Origin of the sequence: Thiobacillus sp. SCN 63-57 (assembly GCF_001725555.1) — a bacterium.
Classification (GTDB): Bacteria; Pseudomonadota; Gammaproteobacteria; order Burkholderiales; family Thiobacillaceae; genus Thiobacillus.
The window spans coordinates 113,073-133,535 of sequence record NZ_MEGP01000020.1 but is presented as its reverse complement, the minus strand read 5'-3'; the positions used below and the strand labels follow the sequence as shown (position 1 = coordinate 133,535).

General features: G+C 61.8%; 23 protein-coding genes. 14 read left to right on the top strand and 9 right to left on the bottom strand.

Annotated elements, in window-relative coordinates; genetic code table 11:
- The first annotated feature begins 126 nt into the window (after positions 1-126).
- From ABT23_RS09300 to grxD, 5 genes are all read left to right on the top strand, one after another.
- Positions 127-792 carry a hypothetical protein gene (locus tag ABT23_RS09300; RefSeq protein WP_296634079.1) on the top strand — a complete coding sequence of 222 codons (666 nt, stop codon included), beginning with the start codon at positions 127-129 and terminating at the stop codon, positions 790-792.
- A 39-nt stretch (positions 793-831) separates the two neighbouring features.
- Positions 832-1,086 carry an HPr-rel-A system PqqD family peptide chaperone gene (locus ABT23_RS09295; RefSeq protein WP_296634071.1) on the top strand — a complete coding sequence of 85 codons (255 nt, stop codon included), beginning with the start codon at positions 832-834 and terminating at the stop codon, positions 1,084-1,086.
- Entirely contained in the window at positions 1,083-2,003 is a 921-nt protein-coding gene (locus ABT23_RS09290; protein ID WP_296634066.1) for an HprK-related kinase A, read from the top strand. The genes ABT23_RS09295 and ABT23_RS09290 overlap by 4 nt, the downstream gene beginning before the upstream one ends.
- Positions 2,004-2,008: 5 nt before the next feature.
- On the top strand, positions 2,009-3,106 hold the full coding sequence (locus tag ABT23_RS09285; RefSeq protein WP_296634061.1) for a nucleotidyltransferase family protein: 1,098 nt from the start codon (positions 2,009-2,011) through the stop codon (positions 3,104-3,106).
- Positions 3,107-3,168: 62 nt separating this feature from the next.
- A complete protein-coding gene (grxD, locus tag ABT23_RS09280; RefSeq protein WP_296634055.1) occupies positions 3,169-3,489 on the top strand; it encodes a Grx4 family monothiol glutaredoxin in 321 nt (106 codons plus the stop codon).
- Positions 3,490-3,563: 74 nt separating this feature from the next.
- On the opposite strand, the gene ntrC is transcribed toward grxD, so the two are convergent.
- The 4 genes from ntrC to glnA all read right to left on the bottom strand — a co-directional run bounded on the left by ntrC (position 3,564) and on the right by glnA (position 8,244).
- Entirely contained in the window at positions 3,564-4,982 is a 1,419-nt protein-coding gene (gene ntrC / locus ABT23_RS09275; RefSeq protein WP_296634046.1) for a nitrogen regulation protein NR(I), read from the bottom strand.
- A gap of 5 nt (positions 4,983-4,987) precedes the next feature.
- On the bottom strand, positions 4,988-6,043 hold the full coding sequence (gene glnL, locus ABT23_RS09270; protein ID WP_296634042.1) for a nitrogen regulation protein NR(II): 1,056 nt from the start codon (positions 6,041-6,043) through the stop codon (positions 4,988-4,990).
- Between the two features lie 187 nt (positions 6,044-6,230).
- Complete coding sequence (locus tag ABT23_RS09265) at positions 6,231-6,701, bottom strand: DUF4124 domain-containing protein (protein WP_296634039.1); 471 nt, start codon at positions 6,699-6,701, stop codon at positions 6,231-6,233.
- Positions 6,702-6,834: 133 nt separating this feature from the next.
- Entirely contained in the window at positions 6,835-8,244 is a 1,410-nt protein-coding gene (gene glnA, locus ABT23_RS09260) for a type I glutamate--ammonia ligase (protein WP_296634036.1), read from the bottom strand.
- 286 nt (positions 8,245-8,530) lie between these two features.
- Here glnA and ABT23_RS09255 point away from each other — a divergent pair, with 286 nt between their 5' ends.
- From ABT23_RS09255 to ABT23_RS09240, 4 genes are all read left to right on the top strand, one after another.
- Positions 8,531-8,986: a rhodanese-like domain-containing protein gene (locus ABT23_RS09255; protein WP_296634033.1), complete on the top strand. Its 456-nt coding sequence runs from the start codon at positions 8,531-8,533 to the stop codon at positions 8,984-8,986.
- 58 nt (positions 8,987-9,044) lie between these two features.
- Positions 9,045-9,845 (top strand): shikimate dehydrogenase, encoded by an 801-nt coding sequence (gene aroE / locus ABT23_RS09250; protein WP_296634030.1) that lies wholly within the window; start codon positions 9,045-9,047, stop codon positions 9,843-9,845.
- Positions 9,845-10,573 carry a monofunctional biosynthetic peptidoglycan transglycosylase gene (gene mtgA, locus ABT23_RS09245; RefSeq protein WP_296634210.1) on the top strand — a complete coding sequence of 243 codons (729 nt, stop codon included), beginning with the start codon at positions 9,845-9,847 and terminating at the stop codon, positions 10,571-10,573. Before aroE ends, mtgA begins: the two co-directional genes overlap by 1 nt.
- Before the next feature lie 253 nt (positions 10,574-10,826).
- Entirely contained in the window at positions 10,827-11,291 is a 465-nt protein-coding gene (locus ABT23_RS09240) for a hypothetical protein (protein ID WP_296634027.1), read from the top strand.
- A 243-nt stretch (positions 11,292-11,534) separates the two neighbouring features.
- On the opposite strand, the gene ABT23_RS09235 is transcribed toward ABT23_RS09240, so the two are convergent.
- On the bottom strand, positions 11,535-12,845 hold the full coding sequence (locus ABT23_RS09235; RefSeq protein WP_296634025.1) for a CorA family divalent cation transporter: 1,311 nt from the start codon (positions 12,843-12,845) through the stop codon (positions 11,535-11,537).
- Between the two features lie 167 nt (positions 12,846-13,012).
- Here ABT23_RS09235 and ABT23_RS09230 point away from each other — a divergent pair, with 167 nt between their 5' ends.
- The 5 genes from ABT23_RS09230 (at position 13,013) to ABT23_RS09210 (ending at position 17,291) form a co-directional block, all read left to right on the top strand.
- On the top strand, positions 13,013-13,165 hold the full coding sequence (locus ABT23_RS09230; RefSeq protein WP_296634022.1) for a hypothetical protein: 153 nt from the start codon (positions 13,013-13,015) through the stop codon (positions 13,163-13,165).
- Positions 13,162-14,922 carry a lipid A export permease/ATP-binding protein MsbA gene (gene msbA, locus ABT23_RS09225; RefSeq protein WP_296634019.1) on the top strand — a complete coding sequence of 587 codons (1,761 nt, stop codon included), beginning with the start codon at positions 13,162-13,164 and terminating at the stop codon, positions 14,920-14,922. Before ABT23_RS09230 ends, msbA begins: the two co-directional genes overlap by 4 nt.
- A complete protein-coding gene (locus ABT23_RS09220) occupies positions 14,919-15,677 on the top strand; it encodes an ATP-binding protein (RefSeq protein ID WP_296634017.1) in 759 nt (252 codons plus the stop codon). The genes msbA and ABT23_RS09220 overlap by 4 nt, the downstream gene beginning before the upstream one ends.
- A gap of 27 nt (positions 15,678-15,704) precedes the next feature.
- Positions 15,705-16,070: a DUF805 domain-containing protein gene (locus ABT23_RS09215; protein WP_296634014.1), complete on the top strand. Its 366-nt coding sequence runs from the start codon at positions 15,705-15,707 to the stop codon at positions 16,068-16,070.
- Positions 16,071-16,163: 93 nt separating this feature from the next.
- A complete protein-coding gene (locus ABT23_RS09210; RefSeq protein ID WP_296634012.1) occupies positions 16,164-17,291 on the top strand; it encodes an alanine--glyoxylate aminotransferase family protein in 1,128 nt (375 codons plus the stop codon).
- A gap of 67 nt (positions 17,292-17,358) precedes the next feature.
- On the opposite strand, the gene ABT23_RS09205 is transcribed toward ABT23_RS09210, so the two are convergent.
- From ABT23_RS09205 to metF, 4 genes are all read right to left on the bottom strand, one after another.
- Complete coding sequence (locus ABT23_RS09205) at positions 17,359-17,511, bottom strand: DUF3309 family protein (RefSeq protein ID WP_363154642.1); 153 nt, start codon at positions 17,509-17,511, stop codon at positions 17,359-17,361.
- Positions 17,512-17,586: 75 nt separating this feature from the next.
- Complete coding sequence (locus ABT23_RS09200; protein WP_296634007.1) at positions 17,587-17,973, bottom strand: AF1514 family protein; 387 nt, start codon at positions 17,971-17,973, stop codon at positions 17,587-17,589.
- A gap of 221 nt (positions 17,974-18,194) precedes the next feature.
- Positions 18,195-19,511, bottom strand: a complete 1,317-nt coding sequence (locus ABT23_RS09195; protein ID WP_296634002.1) for a hemolysin family protein — start codon at positions 19,509-19,511, stop codon at positions 18,195-18,197.
- 120 nt (positions 19,512-19,631) lie between these two features.
- On the bottom strand, positions 19,632-20,462 hold the full coding sequence (gene metF, locus ABT23_RS09190; RefSeq protein ID WP_296634000.1) for a methylenetetrahydrofolate reductase [NAD(P)H]: 831 nt from the start codon (positions 20,460-20,462) through the stop codon (positions 19,632-19,634).
- Position 20,463: the final 1 nt, after the last annotated feature.

The following is a 20,463-nucleotide window of genomic DNA, read 5'->3' as shown; positions in this document are numbered from 1 at the left end:
CCAGGGCACGCTCGACAAGCCGGCAGACAGCATAAGACGGGCAATTCAGGCAGGAATGACGTACATTGGTGCGATTCTTGCTGTATTTTCTGGGGACAAAATCCAGAATGATTATCGAGGCCTGACATGTCCGACCACACACCCGAAACTCAAGACACCTCGCCCGAGGCATTGCCACACAGCGAGATCAATCCCTCGCGCCGTAGACTGGCGGGGGCCGCACTAGGCGTCTCTGCCATTTTCACGCTGGCCAGCCGCCCTGTATTGGCGACCGACCAGTGCATGTCGCCTTCGGGTGCCGTTTCGGGCAATCTGAGCCAGCATGGCACGCCTACGCTGTGTAGCGGCAGAACGCCGGGTTACTGGAAAACGCATTCGGGATCCTGGCCGTCGCCTTATCTTCCCGGGAACTGCAATGCCGGGAATAGCTGTAACAAGGTCCAGAACTGGAAAGGCGGCACCTTGTTCCATCCGCTTTTTTCCGGCACCCAGTTCATGGCGGATCTCGATGGCAATCCCGGCACGCCCAAGACCTCGCTTTCCCTCATGCAGGTCCTGATGCTGAGCAATGGTTCCAACCCCTGGGGGTTGACCGACCCTGACAATTTGGGTGCGCATATCGTTGCCGCACTGTTGAACGCCAAAGCTGGTTTAACCCCAGTTCTCTCGGAAACGGATGTGATCGGCATCTGGAACGAATGGGTCAGCAAAGGCTACTTCGAACCCACGGCCAACGTACAGTGGAATTCGGCGCAGATCGTGGATTACCTCAAGACCACCATGCCCGTATGATCTGAGTTTTCCTTCAATAGCTTCCCGATTCAAATACGATTGGCACGTTTTCAGATCAAATCCTTTGAACAGGAAGCTGTTGTATTCGATACGGCATCCGGCGACACACACTATCTCGCGCCGTTCAACGTAGCGCTGTTCCAGCTGGTCCAGAGCAATCCTGGCATGACTTTGGACGAGCTGCATGGCGCGCTGGCTTCCCAGTTGTCTCTTGAGTTTGGCCCGGATCTCGCCCATCAAACGGATCAAGCGCTCGCCAGCCTGCGCCGGATCGGCTTGCTCGAAACGCCATGAAGCTGCTTCAACTCTCTCCATCCGATTTGCGGCATCAGCTCGCCGGTAACGGCGTATGGTTGCGCACCGGTCCTTTCTCGCTCCGGATCCGTTCGCGCCTGCCACGCGTCGCCGAGGGACTGACTGAGCTCTACGGCCAATTTGAAGTGCGTAGCGCGCACCAGGCCTTTGCAGATTTCCATGTCGAGCTGAACCCCCCTTCCCGCCTGCGGTGCTGGTTCCGTCCGCAGGTCAATTTTTCCTTTGATGGCGCTCAGCCGTTCAAACCGCTGCCGTTGGACCAGGCCTACCCCATGCTGGAATGGGGTCTGAACTGGTGCGTCTCGATGCACGCGCACCACTACCTGATCATTCATGCCGCCGTCGTGGAGAAAAATGGTCTGGCCGCCATTCTCCCGGCGCCACCCGGCTCGGGAAAAAGCACTCTGACCGCAGGACTGGTGTTGTCGGGCTGGCGCCTGCTTTCCGACGAGCTGACCCTGATCGATCGCAGGACAGGCCTGCTCCATGCGTTGCCGCGCCCCGTCAGCCTGAAAAACCAGTCGATCGACGTCATCCGCCAGTTCAATCCTGAAGCCTTCATCAATCGCGTCTCCCACGACACGTCCAAAGGCTCTGTGGCGCACATGCGCCCCCCCCGCGACAGCGTACTGCGCCAGCATGAACCGGCCCGACCCGGCTGGGTGATTTTTCCCAAATGGGAGGCTGGCGCCGAAACACGGTTGACCCCCCGCTCCCGGGCCGAGACGTTCATGTTTCTGGCACAGAATGCATTCAACTACAGCCATCTGGGCGCGGACGGCTTTCGCGTCGGCACCACGCTGATCGACCATGCGCACTGTTACGATTTCCGCTACAGCGCATTGAGCGAGGCAGTCACCGCTTTCGATCGTCTGGCCGAACGCCGGGCTGTGTGAAATTCATGAAATCCCGGTCCCGCGATTTGCTCAGTTGCACCTTGCGTTCGCCCGATTCCGTCACGCGCTTTTCGATGGGCGAATGGGACCTGCTGGTGCGACAGGCACGGAGTGCCGGCCTGCTGGCGCGTGTTCGGGACGTTCTGGCCCGACACCAGCTGATCGAAGCCATCCCGGCCGTCGCACGCTGGCATTTTGATGCGGCGGCCACGCTGGCCGCGAAGCAGCAACTGGCCGTACGCTGGGAAGTGGACAAGATCCGTACCGCCTTGAAAGGGCTGGCCTTCCCCTTCATTCTCCTGAAAGGCAGCGCCTACGTCATGGCCAATCTGCCCGCGGCAAGCGGACGTCTGTTCAATGACATCGATATCCTGGTCCCGCGGGCACAACTTGGCGCGGTCGAAGCCGCACTCATGCTTGCAGGCTGGCACCCGACCCTGCTGTCGGACTATGACCAGCGCTACTACCGCCGTTGGATGCATGAAATCCCGCCGCTACAACATGCCGTCCGCGCCACGGTGATCGACGTGCATCACGCCATTCTTCCCGATACGGCACGTTATCATCCGGATTCCGCCACGCTGCGCCATCGTGCCGTCGCAGTGGCGGACATGCCGGGCGTCCAGGTGCTGGCGACGGAAGATCGCATCCTGCATTCGGCCACCCACGTATTTCACGATGGCGAATTGCCGCACGGCCTGCGCGATCTGACCGATCTCGACCTGTTGCTGCGCGATGCCGCTGCCAACCCCGATTTCTGGCTGCGACTGACGACGCGCGCCAACGAGCTGCAACTAGGTCGTTCGCTGTTCTATGCGCTGCGTTATCTACGCTATTTTCTCGATACGCCGATTCCCGACAGCGCAATGGCGGCCCTCAAGCGCGACAAGCCGAATCGCCTCACCCTCGCCCTGATGGACCGCATCTTCACACGGGTCCTCGCGCCCGACCATGCGAGTTGTGCCGATCGCTTCACCCCTGCCGCACGGCTGGCCGCTTTCGTGCGCGCCCACTGGCTGCGCATGCCCGTACATCTGCTGATCCCGCATCTGCTTCACAAAGCCTTCGTCAGCCCCTATCAGCGAAACGAGAAACCGGCTTGACGCCGGTTTCTCCGGGCGTATAATTCCCGACTATTCCAGTCAAGTATTGCCCAGGAGCTCACATGACCCCTCTCGACCGCATCCGTGACCAAGTCACCAACAATACCGTCGTGCTGTACATGAAAGGCACGCCCCAGTTTCCGCAGTGCGGCTTCTCGTCGCGCGCGGCGCAAGTGCTGCAGGCCTGCGGCGTGAAGGATTTTCTGGCGGTGAACGTGCTGGCCGATCCGGAAATCTTCGAAAACCTGAAGTACTACGCCAACTGGCCGACCTTCCCTCAGCTGTATGTGAAGGGCGAGTTGATCGGTGGCTCCGACATCATGATCGAGATGTACCAGAAGGGTGAAATCCAGAAGCTTCTGGAAGAAGCGCAAGCCGCCTGAGGCACAGCCCTCAAACAAAAAAGCCGACCGAGGTCGGCTTTTTTGTTGCGCGAAAGCGGCCTTGCACGCGACGACTACTTGGATTCGTCGACGTCGGATTCCGCATCCATCCCCAGTTCGTGGATTTTCCGCGTCAGCGTGTTGCGGCCCCAGCCAAGCAGGTGCGCCGCTTCGATGCGACGCCCGCCGGTGTGGCGCAGCGCCACTTCGATCAGCGTTTTCTCGTACGCCTGGGTAAGCTCATCCAGAATCGCCGCCTCACCGCGTGCCAGCCGCGCGCCGGCTTCAGCGGCCAGCCCCTGCAGCCAGTCGCCGCCGCTTGACTCGACCGTCCCCTGCATCAGGTCGGCCGGCAAATCCCCGACCTCAACCACCTGGCCGGGCGCCATCACGGTCAGATAATGACTGACGTTCTCGAGCTGGCGCACGTTGCCGCTCCAGGGCAGATTGACCAGCGTCTTCATAGCTGCGTCCGACACGCCCTTGGTTTCCATCCCCAGTTCGCGCGCGCTTTTCTGCATGAAATGGCGTACCAGCAGCGGGATGTCTTCACGCCGCTCGCGCAGCGCCGGCAGGCGCAGGCGGATCACGTTGAGGCGGTGGAACAGATCTTCGCGAAACAATCCTTCACGCACCCGTACTTCCAGATCCTGGTGGGTTGCGGCGATCACCCGCACATTGACCTTGATCGGCGTATGACCGCCGACACGATAGAACTGCCCGTCGGCCAGCACGCGCAGCAAACGGGTTTGCAATTCGGCCGGCATGTCTCCGATCTCGTCCAGAAACAGCGTGCCACCGTCAGCTTGCTCGAAGCGGCCGCGCCGCTGCGCGGCCGCGCCCGTGAAGGCACCGCGCTCGTGACCGAAGAGTTCCGACTCCAGCAAATCCCGCGGGATGGCCGCAGTATTCAACGCGATGAACGGCGCGCCAGCACGCGGGCTATGGCGATGCAGCGCACGCGCCACCAACTCCTTGCCGCTGCCCGATTCGCCGGTGATCAACACGGTGGCATGCGAATGCGCCAGTCGTCCGATGGCACGGAACACCTCCTGCATGGCAGGCGCCTGCCCGAGGATTTCCGGCATCGGGACATCGCTGCTGGCAGGCACGTCACGGCTGGCATTTTCCGCCAGTGCGCGGCGTACCAGTTCGAGCGCCTGGTCGACGTCGAAAGGCTTGGGCAGGTATTCGAACGCGCCGCCCTGGAAAGCCGCCACCGCGCTGTCGAGATCGGAATACGCCGTCATGATGATGACAGGTACCTTGGGCAGCCGCTCCTTCAGCGCCTGCAGCAATTCCAGGCCGCTCACCCCCGGCATGCGGATGTCGGACAACACAGCGGCGGGCGTGCTGCGTTCCAGTTCACGCAACGCATCGCTGCCCGAACTGAAGGTCATGCACGCGATATCTTCGCGCAACAGGGCTTTTTCAAGGACCCAGCGGATGGAGCGGTCGTCGTCAATGATCCAGACGCAGCTTGATTTCGACATAGTGTTCAGCCAGGCAAAGGAAGAAAAATGGAGAAGGTGGTACAGCCGGGACGGCTTTCGCAATCGATGGTGCCGTGGTTTTGCGCGACCAGCGTCTGTGCAACGGCAAGCCCGAGTCCGCTGCCGCCTTCGCGTCCGGACACCAGCGGAAAGAAGATCTGTTCGCGGATGTCTTCGGGTATGCCCGGGCCGTTATCGATGATCTCGACGCGCATGCCGAGCTGGTAGCGCCGGCTTTCCAGCGTGATCTGCCGCGCCACGCGGGTCCTGAAAATGATCTCACCCTGGCCATGCATCGCTTGCACGGCATTGCGTGCGATATTGAGCGTCGCTTGAATCAGCTGTTCGGCATCGGCCCGGATTTCCGGCAGGCTGATATCGTAGTCGCGGCGGAGCGACATGCTCGGGGTTTCCGCCAGGATCAGGCTGCGGACCCGCTCCAGGACTTCGTGAATATTCACCGCACCAAAACGGGGCATGCGGTGGGGAGTAAGCAGCCGCTCCATCAGCGACTGCAAGCGATCGGATTCCTTGATGATGACCTGGGTGTATTCACGCAGGGATTCGCGCGGCAACTCGTGTTCCAGCAGTTGTGCCGCGCCGCGGATGCCGCCGAGCGGATTCTTGATTTCATGCGCGAGGTTGCGCAGCAGTTCGCGGTTGGCTTCCTGTTGCAGGCGCGCCTGTTCCAGCCGGGCGATACGAAGATGCGGATCGACCGCGCGCATTTCGATCAGCACGGCGTCCTCAGGCTTGTCCAGCGGCGACACGCTGCAGCTGAGCCGGATTGGCGGATGACCGCTCACCACCACGTCGAGTTCATATTCGATGACGGTTTCCTGCTGGGCACATGCCGTCTGGACCGCAGCAAGCAACTCGGGGCTGCGCTCGAACACCGACATGGCGTCATCCCCAAGCAACAGGACGCCGGATATGCCCAGCAAGGTCTCGGCTGCAGGATTGACATACAGGATGCGGTGCCCGGCATCCAGAATCATGGTGCCGGTGGAGAGATAATCCAGTCCTGAATAATCGGTGGGCGAAAACGGCGGCATGCTCATGCACTCAGTAGAAGCACTGATTGTGCCAGAGCGTGGTTGTTGAAGCTTCAGCTTCTTTAGAACCACGGCCTACTCCTTGCGGGTGGAGCGTGGTTCTTGGCGCCTCGCGTCTTTGGAGCCGCGGCCTACGCCTTGCGGCATGGAGCCTGGTGGGCGCTTCGGCGCATCAAGTGCCCGGACGCGCGACTTACTTCAGATTGGCCAGCTCGCGCTGGATGGAAGTGACGTTCTGATCGTGTTGCTGCACCGTTGTCCGCAACTTGCTTACGCGATCGAGGTAGGTGGCGTCGGTTGCCCGTTCGCCCGGCTGCAGGCGCTCGCCCAACGTCAGCTGACGGCGCGCTTCATCGGCATTGCGGCGTTCGCTCGACAGTTCATCCTGCAGCACCTGGCGCCGGATATCGTCGCGCCGTTTCTGGGTGCCCGGATCGATACGCGGAAAATCCGCCGGGCTGGGTGTATAGGCGGCCCGTCTCGGCGCTTTATTTCTGGCTGGCAGCTGTGTCGGCGCACCGGGCAGGTCGACACGCTTGGCGCCTTTCTTGTAGACGTCGGTAAATGTCACCTGGCCGTTTTCATCGACGTACTTGTAGATTTCCGCCTGCGCAGGCGCAGCCAGTATCAGGCACAGAAGGAAGGGCAGACGGGCGATGGACATAGGGCTGAGTGTAGCGTACCCGTTTGCTAACGGACACCGGCCGGCCAATCTTGATCCCGGAATAGCTCAGCCTGAAGGCGTGCCATAAAAAAGGGCGGCCGAAGCCGCCCTATTATTTGCACACGTCCCGTGTTTACAGCGAGTAATACATCGCGAACTCAACCGGGTGGGTCGTCATGCGGAACTTGGTGACTTCCTCCATCTTCAGTGTGATGTAGGCGTCGATCATGTCATTGGTGAACACACCGCCGCGGGTCAGGAACTCGCGATCCTTGTCGAGTTCGTCCAGCGCCATTTCCAGGCTGTGGCAGACCTTCGGAATCTTGGCATCCTCTTCCGGCGGCAGGTCGTACAGATCCTTGTCCGACGGGTCGCCGGGGTGGATCTTGTTCTGGATGCCGTCGAGGCCGGCCATCATCAGCGCAGCGAAGCACAGATACGGATTGGCGGTGGGGTCCGGGAAGCGGGTCTCGATGCGGCGGGCCTTCTCGCTGGCAGCGATCGGAATGCGGATCGAAGCCGAACGGTTGCGGGCCGAGTAGGCCAGCATCACGGGCGCCTCGAAGCCGGGCACCAGGCGCTTGTACGAGTTGGTCGACGGGTTGGTGATCGCGTTCAGCGCCTTGGCGTGCTTGATGATGCCGCCGATGTAGTACAGGCACATTTCGGACAGGCCGGCGTAGCCGTTGCCCGCGAACAGGTTCTTGCCGTCTTTCCACAGCGACTGGTGCACGTGCATGCCGGAACCGTTGTCACCGACGATGGGCTTGGGCATGAAGGTCGCGGTCTTGCCGTAGGCGTGGGCGACGTTCTGCACGATGTACTTCAGGGTCTGGGTCCAGTCGGCACGCTTGGTCAGTGTGCTGAATACGGTACCGATTTCGCACTGGCCGGCGGTCGCCACTTCGTGGTGGAACACTTCGACCGGAATGCCGGCTTCTTCCAGCGCCAGCACCATGGCGGCACGGATGTCCTGCAGGCTGTCGACCGGGGGAACAGGGAAATAACCGCCCTTGATGCCGGGACGGTGGCCGGTGTTGCCGTTCTCGAATTTCTCGGCGGACGACCAGGACGCTTCCTCGGAATTGATCTGCACGCCGCAGCCCGACATGTTGTCGTGCCAGGTGATGGAATCGAAAATGAAGAACTCGGGCTCGGGGCCGAAGTACGCGGTATCCGCGATGCCGGTCGACTTCAGGTAGGCCTCGGCGCGCTTGGCCACCGAACGCGGGTCGCGCTCGTAGCCCTTGCCGTCGGACGGCTCGATCACGTCGCAGGTCAGGATCAGCGTGGGCTCGTCGAAGAAGGGATCCATGTAGGCCGAATCGGGATCGGCCTTCAACAGCATGTCGGACGCCTGGATGCCTTTCCAGCCGGCGATCGAGGAACCGTCGAACGGATGGCCGTCTTCGAACCAGTCTTCAGTCACGATGCGGGCAGGAATCGAAACGTGCTGCTCCTTGCCGCGTGTATCCGTAAAGCGCAGATCGACGAATTTCACTTCGCCGTCCTTAATCATCTTGATCACATTGGCCACGGCCATGCTGAATCTCCTCAAACTGAAATGAATTGAATTACGACGTTGCATGTAGCCCAAATCCGCCACACAAAACGTCACACAGAACAAAGTGTTAGCAGCAACCGTGCCATACCCAAAATCGAGCGCCAGCCATTGTGCCATAAGGCTCAAGCCAGGGGATAGTGCGCAATCATTTTCCCTGTCGCACCAAAATAAGGCGAAAAAGCAAATATGCGCACCAACATGGTGCAAATTGCATCGGGCAGGGGGTTTCATATACTGAATCGACAATAAATAAAAGGACACCGCCATGGGACGCATCACCGAATTGCTCGACACCGCCCATCATCGTAGCCAGGTGAATGTCTGGCCATTTGCCGGCGCACTATTGCCGCACGAAGCGTACGAATTGCTGCAGATCGCCCCTGGAACCCGCCTGATCGATGTACGTTCCCATGCAGAACTCGAACTCAATGGCGTCATTCCCGGGGCGTTGCATGTCGAATGGCAATCCTGGCCCGGCTGGGTCTTCAATCCCCATTTTCTGACTCAACTGGCCCAGACCACCGATCCGGAATCCCTGCTGTTCTTCATCTGCCGCAGCGGCGAACGTTCGCATCGTGCCGCCGCAGCCTGCGCCGACGCCGGACGCGGCAGTTGCTACAACGTGCTGGAAGGCATCGAAGGCGAACTCAACAAGGCCACCGGCCATCGCAACGAACTCAACGGCTGGAAACACAGAATCCTGCCCTGGACACAAGGCTGACACGGCAGTCCATACAAAAACGCCTGGCCGCCGGTTGAGCGGATAAAATACGGCCGCCATGACCGACCGTTACGCCGTATTCGGGCACCCGATTGCCCACTCCAAATCCCCGCAGATCCACACCGCGTTTGCCCGCCAGACCGGCCAGGACATGACGTACGAAGCCATCCTCGCGCCGCTCGATGGCTTTGCGGACAGCGTCGCGGCCTTCATCGCGGCAGGCGGGCGCGGCGCCAACGTCACTGTGCCATTCAAGGAAGAAGCCTTCAGACTTGCCAGCCGTCTGAGTCCGCGCGCGCAGCGCGCCGGCGCGGTCAACACACTGAACTTCGATGCCGACGGCATCCTTGGCGACAACACCGACGGCGCCGGGCTGGTCGCCGATCTCACGCGCAACCTGCACTGCACGATCGTCGGCAAACGCGTTCTGCTGCTTGGCGCCGGCGGCGCGGCGCGCGGCGTGATCGAACCGCTGCTCGACCAGCAGCCCGCGGCGCTCGTCATTGCCAACCGCACCGTCAGTCGCGCCGAGGAACTCGCCGAGCTGTTCGGCCGCGGCGTCCGCGCCTGCGGCTTCGACGCGGCCGACACGCCATTCGACCTCGTCATCAACGCCACCGCCGCCAGCCTCGCCGGCGACCTGCCACCGCTGTCGCCGCGCGTGTTCACCCCGGACACGATGGCCTACGACATGATGTACGGGCGCGACACGCCCTTCCTCGACTTCGCCCGCACGCACGGCGCGCGCACCGCCGATGGCCTCGGCATGCTGGTGGAGCAGGCGGCCGAAGCGTTCCATCTGTGGCGCGGCGTGCGCCCCGACACCGCCCCCGTCATCGCGGCCCTGCGCACAGCATGATGAAAAAACTGTTCGGCTGGATCGGCAAGGCCCTTGCCGCCGCGGTCGTGCTGATCCTGCTGTATCAGCTGTGGCTGTTTGCCCATGTGCTGTGGTGGATCGATCACAACCCAAGCATGACCTCCTTCATGGAAGCGGGCCTGGCGCGCCAGCAGGAGAAGAACCCCGATGCCGAACTGCGCCACAAGTGGGTGCCCTACGACCGCATCTCCATCCACCTGAAGCGTGCCATCGTCGCCGCCGAGGACGCCAAATTCCTCACCCACGAAGGTTTCGACGTGGAGGGCATCCAAGTAGCAGTCGAGAAAAACCTGAAGAAAGGCCGCCTCGTCGCCGGCGGCTCCACCATCAGCCAGCAACTGGCCAAGAACCTGTTCCTCTCCGGCGAGCGCAGCTTCATCCGCAAGGGCCAGGAAGCCGTGATCACGCTCATGATCGAAGCCACCTGGAGCAAGCGCCGCATCCTCGAGGTCTACCTCAACGTCATTGAATGGGGCAATGGCATCTACGGCGCCGAAGCCGCCGCCCGCCGCTATTACAAGATCTCCGCCGCCGCCCGCCGCTATTACAAGATCTCCGCCGCCAACCTCGGCCGCGACCAGGCCGCCCGCCTGGCCGCCATGGTGCCCAACCCGCGCTGGTACGAGAACCATCGCAGCTCGCGTGCATATCAGCGACGGGTGGCGGTCATCAGTCGGTATATGGGGAGTGCGCAGGTGCCGCGCTGAGTCGAATTAATTCGAAATTGCTCGAAAGAATCTGAGCGTTTTCTGTTTCTGGAGACACAAACCAATTGTCTCTATTCGGCCAGAAACTGACATTTGCCTAGTCCATTTTGCCGTCTGCTTACCCCTCAAAAAGAGACGATCAACCTGAGAAAAACGAAAATGATTAAGAATCAGGAGGATAGGAGCCATGATGAGCGCCCTAAATAATAATGTTATACGGACGTTGGCGTCCGTATATTAACTGTTGGGCATCATGAAAACCCTTCTACGCATCGCCTCTTATCTTTTGGTCATGGCAGTTGGTCTTGGCGCTGGCTTTTACTTTGGCACCGGAATCAACAAAGCAACCGCCGAGGCATTTGATATGGCCGAATTTGAGTACTATGCAGCGCATGTGGAAACCCAATTGTCCGAGGGTACAGATGCCACTCGTGAAGAGGCAATTCATACCTTCCTTGCCCTAATCGAGAAGAGAAAAGCTCGCCCTAATGAACTTTTCACTGAAAAAATACTTGCCGCAGACTCTGCGCTCTCATACGCGCGGCTTGCTGCCCTGGCGCAAAAACGTGGCGCTACTCAAGAGGCACAACAATATCTAAAACGCGCAGAATCCTTTTGCCCACAGATCGGGTGGCAAGAGTGCTCGGCTGAGAAAATCACCTCTATGGTCCAACGCCTAGACAAGCAGGGAATTTTCAAAGCAGGGGCAGGTAAATGAGCCGCTTGCCCAACCCGGCGGTCGAGAGGGACGGCCAACCAGCTGCGCTGGTTAGTTCCCTCCGCGCTTCGCGCTCCGGCCGCCCCTCACCTCTACGTTGAACGTCGGCTTACGACTCGAGAGAAGTCGTAATCAGATAACGGACTAACTTCCGCTTAGGGTCGATTTGAGCCGTCTACCGAACCCAGTACTTTTTCAAAACGGACGTTCTGATTGAAACGAATATCCGTAAAGGCTCCGCTCTCAGCCTTCCTTCCGCTGCCGCGCCACAAGCGTCTGCTGGGCCTTGCGCTGTTCGAGATGGCGCAGTGCGTGATAGGTGCCGAAACCGAGCGCGCCCATCGCCAGCGTGAATGCGCCGTAGGAGATCGGCCACGGGATGCCGGCTGTCATCATCGAGAATTCGGACATGGACACGCGCTTGTTCTGGTTGATGTTGATGAAGCCGACGGTGGCGTCCATCAGGAAGTTGATCTTGTTGAAGAGGAAGGACGTGTGGCCGTCGAGCGATTCGATGTCGCGCAGGATCTGGCGGGTATCCTCATGCTGGTCGGACGACAGCAGGCGGCCGCGCATCAGGAAGGAGAGCGCGCGGCGGGTGTCGAGGACGTTGCGGCGGATGCGGCCGTTGAGGTCTTCGCCCTTGGCGATTTCGGACAGGATCTCGGCGGCTTCGTCGTCGCTGACCTGCGGCGACAGCACTTGGCGGCCGACGCGCTCGAATTCGGCGTAGACGTCTTCGAGTGCGTCGGCCGAGTATTCGACGTCGGCGCCATAGAGGTCGAGCAGGACGTCCTTGCCGTCGGAGACATAGCCGGGCTGGGTGCGGGCGCGCAGGCGCTGCAGGCGGAACACCGGCAGCTCCTCGTTGCGGACCGAGAACAGGATGTTGCGGTGGAGGATGAAGGCCACCGGGACGTTGCGCGAATCGCCCTGCTTGTCGAGCAGGAAGTTCGAGCTCATGTGCACCGCATCGTTGTCGTCGATATAGAAGCGCGCGCTTTCCTCGATGTCGGTGACTTCTTCCGGGTCGGGCAGGTAAAGCTCGAAGAACTCGCCCACCCAGGCGCGCACGCTAGCCGAGGGGGCGACGAGGTCGACCCACATCGGGTTGACGTTGGCCAAGTCGGCGCGGCTGTCGATGCGCACCTGGCTCAGCCGGCCGTTCTTCAATTCGAAGGCCGAGAGCATGTTGCGCGCGCTACTGTGGGGACGCGCGCCCAGTAGTTCGGCACGCACGTCGTCCGACACGATTTCCAGGACCAGTTCGCAGCGGTTTTCCTCGACCTCCCGCCAGGCGGCGAGCCGATCTTCCTCCGACAAGGCCTCGATGACCCGCGCGATCTCGCCGGCCGACAGGCGCCGCAGCAGGTTGTGCAGCTCGACCAGATGCTGCCGGTGCACCAGGCCTTCGACCAGTTCGTGGCGCGGCATGTCCTGCTTCTGCACCAGGGCTTCGACGCGCCGCTGGCGCGCGAGCAGCAACTGCACCTCGCTGAGGTGCTGCTCCAACTGGTTCTGCGCGCGCGGGCGCTGATCGATGGGTTCCGACATGGCGCGTATTCTACGCTCGACGACTCGTTCAAGGCACCGCTTCGGACTGCGAATGGGCGACAAAATGCCGTCTCGCCGGGGACCCGAACCGGAGGCTCCCATCCCGGCAGAATCGACGCCTGCGAACCATGGCGCGTTACAATCGCGGGGCTTTTCACTATCCGCCCATGACCGAAAACCCCGAAAACCCGCCGCAGCATATGATTCAGGAACGCGTGAAGCACGATCCGGCCATCGGCGCGTCGGGACGGCTCACCGTCATCCCGGACAGCCTGGGCTTCGTCATCTTGCTTGGGCTCGCCACCCTGTTGCTGCTATGACGCCCGCTCCCGACTCCCCTGAAGGGCACAAGAGTCGCGCGCTCTATGGCCGCCTGCTCGGCTATGTCAAGCCGTATTGGCGCATGTTCGCGCTGTCCCTCGTCGCGCTGGTCCTCACCGCCGCCACCGAGCCGGTGCTGCCTGCCTTGTTCAAGCCGCTGCTGGACAAGGGCTTCGTCGCCAAGGACCAGGATTTCATCCGCTGGATTCCGATCCTGCTGCTGGCGCTGTTCCTGGTGCGCGGCGTTACCAGCTTCGTCAGCACCTATTGCATGGCCTGGGTCGGCAGCCGCCTGGTGATGGATCTGCGCGCCACCATGTTCGACAAGCTGATGACGCTGCCGACGCGCTACTTCGACCAGAACCCGAGCGGCCAGCTGATCGCGCATCTGGCCTTCAACGTTACCCAGGTCACTCAGTCGGCCACCAGCTCGCTCACCACGCTGGTGCGCGACACGGTGACGGTGCTGGGGCTGCTCGGCTACCTGCTGTGGCTGAACTGGCAGCTCACGCTGATCGTGTTCGCGCTGGTGCCGCTCACGCTGTGGGTGGTGCGCGTCGCCAGCAAACGACTGCGCGGCCTGTCGCGCAAGGCGCAGCAGAACATCGGCGACCTCACCCAGGTGGTCGACGAGGCGGTGGGCGGACACCGCGTGGTCAAGCTCTATGGCGGCGAGGCCTACGAGCAGACGCGCTTCCGCGAGGCGGCCAATCTGGCGCGGCTGTTCGAGATGAAGCGCGTCGCCGCCAACGCGGTGTACGAACCCGTGATCCAGCTGATCGCCGCCATCGCGCTCGCCATCATCGTCTACATCGCCGCCGACCAGGCGAGCGACAACGCCACCACGGTAGGCGGCTTCGTGGCCTTCTTCATGGCGATGCTGCTACTGTTCGCGCCACTGAAGCGGCTCACCTCGGTCAACGACCAGCTGCAGCGCGGGCTGGCTGCGGCCGAGACCATCTTCACCATGCTCGACGAGGACGCCGAGCGCGACAGCGGCACGCGTACGCTCGAGCGCATCGAGGGCCGGCTGGCGCTGCGCGACGTGGCACTGACCTATCCCGGCAAGACCACACCGGCGCTGGCCGGCATCTCGCTCGACATCGCCCCTGGAGAGACGGTGGCGCTGGTCGGCGCGTCGGGCTCGGGCAAGACCACGCTGGCCAATCTGGTGCCGCGCTTCTATGACCCGGATGCCGGCTCGATCCAGCTCGACGGCATCGACGTCCGCGACATCCGCCTGCAGAACCTGCGCAGCCACATCGCCCTGGTGTCGCAGGACGTCGTGCTGTTCAACGACACGCTGGCGCACAACATCGCCTACGGCCACAAACGCGACGCCACGGCCGACGAGATCCGCACCGCCTGCGTCGCCGCGCATGCCTGGGACTTCATCCAGGCCATGCCCGACGGCCTCGACACGCTGATCGGCGAGAACGGCATGCGGCTGTCCGGCGGCCAGCGCCAACGCATCGCCATCGCACGCGCCATCCTGAAGAACGCACCGCTGCTGATCCTCGACGAGGCCACCTCGGCGCTGGACAACGAATCCGAACGCCACGTCCAGGCCGCGCTCGAAGCGCTGATGGAAAACCGCACCACGCTGGTCATCGCGCATCGCCTGTCCACCATCGAACGCGCCGACCGGATTGTCGTGCTGGAAGGCGGTCGCATCGTCGAAATCGGCAGCCATGCCGACCTGATCGCCCGACAGGGCCGTTACGCGCAGCTGCACGCGCTGCAGTTTTCCGCATGAGCCAGGACACGCCGACCGGCTGGGTGAAACCCGCGCGCTCGCTGCTCACCGCGGCCGGCCGCGCCATCGGCGACTTCCGCATGATCCGTGAAGGCGACCGCATCCTGCTGGGTCTGTCGGGTGGCAAGGATTCGCTGTCGCTGCTGCATACCCTGCACCATCTGCAACAGAAGGCGCCAGTGAAATTCGAGCTGCTCGCCTGCACGGTCGACCCGCAGTCCGACCAGTTCGATCCCTCGCCGCTCACGCCCTACATGGCCGCACTCGGCGTGCCCTACTTCCTCGAATCGCAGCCCATCCTGGAAGAGGCGCAGAAGACGCTGACCAAGGACAGCGACTCGTACTGCGCCTACTGCTCGCGCATGCGGCGCGGCATTCTCTACCGCGTCGCGCGCGAACAGGGCTGCAACGTCATCGCGCTGGCGCAACATCTCGACGACCTCGCCGAGACGCTGATGATGTCGATGCTGTTCGGCGGCAAGCTGAGGACCATGTCGCCGCACTATCTCAACGACGCCGGCGACCTGCGCATCATCCGGCCGTTCGCCTACGCGCGCGAACGCCAGACCCGCGCCTTCGCCGCCGATTCCGGCCTGCCGGTGATCTTCGAGAACTGCCCGGCCTGCTTCGCCAAGCCGCAGCAGCGCTACGCGATGAAACAGATGCTGGCCGAACAGGAAAAACATCATCCGCGTATCTTCAACAGCCTGCTCACTGCGATGCGGCCGTTGATGGGAGAACCGCCTCAACCATAATCAGTTTTCAACCAGGGGAGAATAAAAATGGAATGGTTCATCAAAGTCATCAAGAGTTTTTCGTTCAATGGCCGCGCCCGGCGCAAGGAATACTGGTTCTTTTTCCTGTTCGTCATTGTGATCGCCTTTCTTCTCGGCCTGCTGGATTCCCTCATCGGCACCTATTCGAAAAAAACTGAACTGGGTCTTCTCGGTGGAATTTTCCTGCTGGGCATCCTGATCCAGAGCATCGCCGTCGGCGTGCGCAGACTGCACGACACAGGCCGAAGCGGCTGGTGGCTTCTGATCGGCCTCATCCCCTTCGTCGGATCGATCATCGTGCTGATACTGATGCTTCTGGCCGGACAGCCGGGCACGAACGAGTATGGCCCCGACCCCAGGCAACCGAACTGATTGGCCGGACTTCACATATTTTCACGGCCAGCCGTTTTTCCGTAAAATCAACCCTTTGTTTTGATTGATATTTTCCACAAAGAGAACAAGGTTATGACCGCTTCCTTCATCCCACCCAAGCGCATCCTCATGGGCCCGGGGCCCTCCGACGTGCCCCAGCGCATCCTCGATGCCATGGCACGTCCGACCATCGGCCACCTCGACCCCGCGTTCGTCGACCTGATGGAACAGATCAAGTCCATGCTGCGCATGGCGTTCCAGACCGAGAACGCGTTGACCTTCCCGGTCTCGGCGCCAGGCTCGGCGGGGATGGAAATGTGTTTCGTCAACCTGGTGGAGCCAGGCGACAAGGTGATCGTCTGCCGCAACGGCGTGTTCGGCGGCCGTATGCTGGAAAACATCAAACGCACCGGCGGCGTGCCGGTGATCGTCGACGACGCCTGGGGCGCGCCGGTCGACCCGAACAAGGTGCGTGAAGCCTTCAGGGCGAATCCGGATGCGAAGATCCTCGCCTTCGTGCATGCCGAAACCTCGACCGGCGCGCAAAGCGACGCCGAGGCGCTCGGCAAGATCGCGCAGGAATTCGGCGCGCTCACCATCATGGATTGCGTCACCAGCCTGGGCGGCACGCCGCTGTATATGGACAAATGGGGCATCGATGCGGTGTATTCCGGCAGCCAGAAATGCCTGTCCTGCACGCCCGGCCTGTCGCCCGTTTCGTTCTCCGAGCGCGCTATCGCTCGCATCAAGGCACGCACAACCGTCGTGCAGAGCTGGTTCCTCGACCTCAACCTCGTGCTCGGCTACTGGCAATCCGCCGGCAAGCGCACCTACCATCACACGGCGCCGATCAACCCGATGTACGGCCTGCACGAAGCGCTGGTGATGCTGGAGGAAGAAGGTCTGGAGAACGCCTGGGCGCGCCACCGTGCCATGCATGAAAAACTCAAGGCCGGGCTCGAAGGCATGGGCCTCAGGTACGTGGTGGACCCGTCCGCACGCCTGCCGCAGCTCAACTCGATCTACGTGCCGGAAGGCGTCGATGAGGCCGCGATCCGCGCCCGCCTGCTCACGGAGTTCAACCTCGAAATCGGCGCCGGCCTCGGCGACATGGCCGGCAAGATCTGGCGCATCGGCCTGATGGGCTACTCCGCCAAGCAGGAGAACGTCGACTATTGCCTGAAAGCGCTACAGGCGTGTTTGCCGGATCGCCCGGCTTGATCTTGCAATAGTGCCGCTCAGGCCTTCTGGGTATCAGTCTGTCGGCTGATGCCCAGAAGGCGCGCCGTCATATCAAGCCCATTACCAGCAGTACGATCAGGATGACGACCAGCAGGCCGATGCCTCCGCTGGGACCATAGCCCCACGCGCGGCTGTGCGGCCAGACGGGAACCGCCCCGATCAGGATCAAGATCAGCACGATCAAAAGTATGGTTCCAATGCTCATGACGTACTCCTTATAAAGAACGTGGAAGATAAAGGGCGTGTGATATGTCCGAGTCGAGCTAGCCCACGGCTAGCCGCCTAGACCGCCACCAGGGAAATAGCCCAGCTTCTCCTTGTCTTCCTCGGTGCATGCGTTGTTCAGGCACATGAACCGCGTTCCGTTATCGTCGAGGGTGGCCAGGTTCATATCGGGTTCGTCGAATCCCTCCGCCTCGGTAAAAATAAAGTGGTAGTCATTCGCCACCTCGAGCTCCAGCACGCCATCGTTGCTCTCGCCATAGTCATGCCAGCGTCCCGTTTTTCCGCCTGGAATCTCGGGCGCCGACTTGCCGCTCCTGTCGTCCTTCCAGGCAACGATGACGGGGCGTGCAAGCAGTTCCCCGGCTTTGCCAACTGCCGTGCGGCGCGCCTGCACAAAATCATTCACCTTGTTGTCCGCCAATGCGATTCTCTGCATACCGATCTCCTTTGTGCGTTCGAAGTTAGCCCCGCCCATGACGGGCTTTGGCCAAGCCTTGCCAAGGTCCAGCAAGGTCACTGTGATTATGGTCGGTCGGTTGCGGCGGGTCGGTAGGATTTTGCCTATGCACTGGCAGGCATCCGCTGAAAACGGGGCCCCCAGTCGGCGAGGTGTCTTACGGAGCGGTTAGCTGAAGCGGTAGATGAGACAGCGGGTTTTCAGATGTCCTCACGCGGCGTGCCAAGTACCGCCACCCGGGTTGCCAACACCTGGTCCACCCGATTACGGTCGACGTCCACCACTTCGAACTCCCAGTCCGCCCAGGTGAAGCGCTCCGCCTTGCGCGGAATGCGGCCCAGCGAAGCCAGTACGAACCCACCGACCGTGTGATAGTTGCCCAGCGATTCATGAGGCACATGGCGAATTTCCAGCCGGTCCTTCATCTCGTCGATGGGCAGCAAACCGTCCAGCAGCCAGGATCCGTCAGCCCGGCGCACGGCCAGGGCGTCTTCGGCGTCATCAGCCAGGGGCATCATGTCGCCCACCAGCGAATACATCAGATCGTCCAGGGTGACGATGCCTTCGGTGAGGCCGAATTCGCTCACCACCAGGGCGAAATTGGCGCGCTGCTGGCGGAAGGTACGCAGCAGGTCGATGAGCGTGAGACTGGACGGCACGAACAGAGGGGGCGCGAGCGGCAGTTCGGCGAAGTCGATGTCGCCTTCCATGGCGGCCTTGAGAATGTCGTGGCTTTCGGCAATGCCGATCACCTGCTGCAGGTCGCCCTTGCAGATGGGCAGGCGGGAATGCGGCGCTTCTTTCAGGGTGCGCAGGTTGTGCTCGCGGGGTGAGAGCAGATCCAGCCAGGCCACGTCCGCAACGGGCGTCATGATGGTGGCGAGGCGCCAATCCTCCAGGCGCAGCACGTTGCCGAACAGCTCGCTCTCCTCCGGCGCGATGGTGCCCGTCCGTTCCCCTTCGTCCACGAACGCCAGGATGTCCTCGATGCTGGTGACCGCGGGTGCCGACTGAATCGGCAGCAAGGCCAGCACGCGGTCCGCAGCGAAGGACAGGAAACGGATCGCCGGGGACAACACGCGGATGAACAGCGACATGAAGGGTGCGCAAAATGCCGCCACCTTTTCCGGATGCGCAAGTGCGATCCGCTTGGGCACGATCTCGCCCAGGATGATGGAAACCGCTGTGACGATCACGATGGTGGCGCCGAAGGCAATGGACTCACGCCATTCGGCCAAGCCGGGAATCGCGGCCCGGATGGCCGACTCGATGGACGTGGACAGGGCCGACTCGCCATAGATCCCCATCAGCAGGGCGGCGGCGGTGATCCCCGTCTGGCTGGCGGCCAGGAGCCTGCTCGGATGCTCCTTGATGGCCAACGCCTTGACGGCCCCCATGTCGCCGGCCTCGGCGAGCTGGGTCAGCCGGCCGCGGCGGGCGGAGGCGAGCGCCATTTCCGCGAGCGAAAACATGCCGGAAAGCAGGATGAGCAGGATCAGGATCCACAGGGCATTCATGATCAGGAAGCGGGAACGGGGAGGAGGACGATTCTACCCGTCGCTTCGGACAGGGGACACGGCACACACGACAAGGCCCGCTGTCAGCGGGCCTTGCGTAATCCCATCAGGTCGGAGAAATCACAAACCCAGTCGCTGCCAGATGGTGGTGCTCGGTCCCGCCTGGTTCATGGTGTAGAAATGCAGGCCCGGCGCGCCGCCGGCCAGCAGGCGGTCGCACAGGTCAGTCACCACATCCAAACCAAAGGCACGGATCGACGCCAGATCGTCGCCGTAGGTTTCGAGCTTCTTTCTCAACCAGCGCGGGATCTCCGCACCGCAGGCGTCGGAGAAGCGTGCCAGTTGTACGTAGTTGCCGATCGGCATGATGCCGGGAACGATGGGGATGGCGACGCCCAGCGCGCGCGCGTCTTCGACGAAGTTGAAGTAGGCGTCGGCATTGAAGAAATATTGCGTGATCGCCGAATTGGCACCCGCGTCGACCTTGCGCTTGAAGTTGGCCAGATCTTCGGTGGCAGAACGTGCCTGCGGGTGGACTTCGGGGTAGGCGGCGACTTCGATTTCGAACCAGTCGCCGGTTTCCTTGCGGATGAAGGCCACCAGTTCGTTGGCGTAGTTGAATTCGCCTGCATCCATGGTGCCGGAAGGCAGGTCACCGCGCAACGCGACCAGATGGCGGATGCCCTGGCGCTTGTATGCGTTGAGGATGTCGCGGATGCTGGCCTCGGTCGAGCCGATGCACGACAGGTGCGGCGCCGCTTCCGAGCCGGAGGCCTGGATCTCGCACACGGTCTCCAGGGTGCGGTCGCGGGTGGAGCCACCGGCCCCGAAGGTGACCGAGAAAAACTTGGGGTTGAGCTGCGCGAGCTGTTTGCGTGTGGCGCGCAGCTTCTCCGCCCCTTCCGTTGTCTTGGGCGGGAAAAATTCAAAGCTGAATGTGCGTTCGGTCATG

What these genes read in the sequence shown, in the direction of transcription:
- ABT23_RS09300 (WP_296634079.1), top strand. Translation starts at nt 127, where the DNA reads ATGTCCGACCACACACCCGAAACTCAAGACACCTCGCCCGAGGCATTG.
- ABT23_RS09290 (WP_296634066.1), top strand. Translation starts at nt 1,083, where the DNA reads ATGAAGCTGCTTCAACTCTCTCCATCCGATTTGCGGCATCAGCTCGCC.
- ABT23_RS09285 (WP_296634061.1), top strand. Translation starts at nt 2,009, where the DNA reads ATGAAATCCCGGTCCCGCGATTTGCTCAGTTGCACCTTGCGTTCGCCC.
- grxD (WP_296634055.1), top strand. Translation starts at nt 3,169, where the DNA reads ATGACCCCTCTCGACCGCATCCGTGACCAAGTCACCAACAATACCGTC.
- ntrC (WP_296634046.1), bottom strand. Translation starts at nt 4,982, where the DNA reads ATGTCGAAATCAAGCTGCGTCTGGATCATTGACGACGACCGCTCCATC.
- glnL (WP_296634042.1), bottom strand. Translation starts at nt 6,043, where the DNA reads ATGAGCATGCCGCCGTTTTCGCCCACCGATTATTCAGGACTGGATTAT.
- ABT23_RS09265 (WP_296634039.1), bottom strand. Translation starts at nt 6,701, where the DNA reads ATGTCCATCGCCCGTCTGCCCTTCCTTCTGTGCCTGATACTGGCTGCG.
- glnA (WP_296634036.1), bottom strand. Translation starts at nt 8,244, where the DNA reads ATGGCCGTGGCCAATGTGATCAAGATGATTAAGGACGGCGAAGTGAAA.
- ABT23_RS09255 (WP_296634033.1), top strand. Translation starts at nt 8,531, where the DNA reads ATGGGACGCATCACCGAATTGCTCGACACCGCCCATCATCGTAGCCAG.
- aroE (WP_296634030.1), top strand. Translation starts at nt 9,045, where the DNA reads ATGACCGACCGTTACGCCGTATTCGGGCACCCGATTGCCCACTCCAAA.
- mtgA (WP_296634210.1), top strand. Translation starts at nt 9,845, where the DNA reads ATGAAAAAACTGTTCGGCTGGATCGGCAAGGCCCTTGCCGCCGCGGTC.
- ABT23_RS09240 (WP_296634027.1), top strand. Translation starts at nt 10,827, where the DNA reads ATGAAAACCCTTCTACGCATCGCCTCTTATCTTTTGGTCATGGCAGTT.
- ABT23_RS09235 (WP_296634025.1), bottom strand. Translation starts at nt 12,845, where the DNA reads ATGTCGGAACCCATCGATCAGCGCCCGCGCGCGCAGAACCAGTTGGAG.
- ABT23_RS09230 (WP_296634022.1), top strand. Translation starts at nt 13,013, where the DNA reads ATGACCGAAAACCCCGAAAACCCGCCGCAGCATATGATTCAGGAACGC.
- msbA (WP_296634019.1), top strand. Translation starts at nt 13,162, where the DNA reads ATGACGCCCGCTCCCGACTCCCCTGAAGGGCACAAGAGTCGCGCGCTC.
- ABT23_RS09220 (WP_296634017.1), top strand. Translation starts at nt 14,919, where the DNA reads ATGAGCCAGGACACGCCGACCGGCTGGGTGAAACCCGCGCGCTCGCTG.
- ABT23_RS09215 (WP_296634014.1), top strand. Translation starts at nt 15,705, where the DNA reads ATGGAATGGTTCATCAAAGTCATCAAGAGTTTTTCGTTCAATGGCCGC.
- ABT23_RS09210 (WP_296634012.1), top strand. Translation starts at nt 16,164, where the DNA reads ATGACCGCTTCCTTCATCCCACCCAAGCGCATCCTCATGGGCCCGGGG.
- ABT23_RS09200 (WP_296634007.1), bottom strand. Translation starts at nt 17,973, where the DNA reads ATGCAGAGAATCGCATTGGCGGACAACAAGGTGAATGATTTTGTGCAG.
- ABT23_RS09195 (WP_296634002.1), bottom strand. Translation starts at nt 19,511, where the DNA reads ATGAATGCCCTGTGGATCCTGATCCTGCTCATCCTGCTTTCCGGCATG.
- metF (WP_296634000.1), bottom strand. Translation starts at nt 20,462, where the DNA reads ATGACCGAACGCACATTCAGCTTTGAATTTTTCCCGCCCAAGACAACG.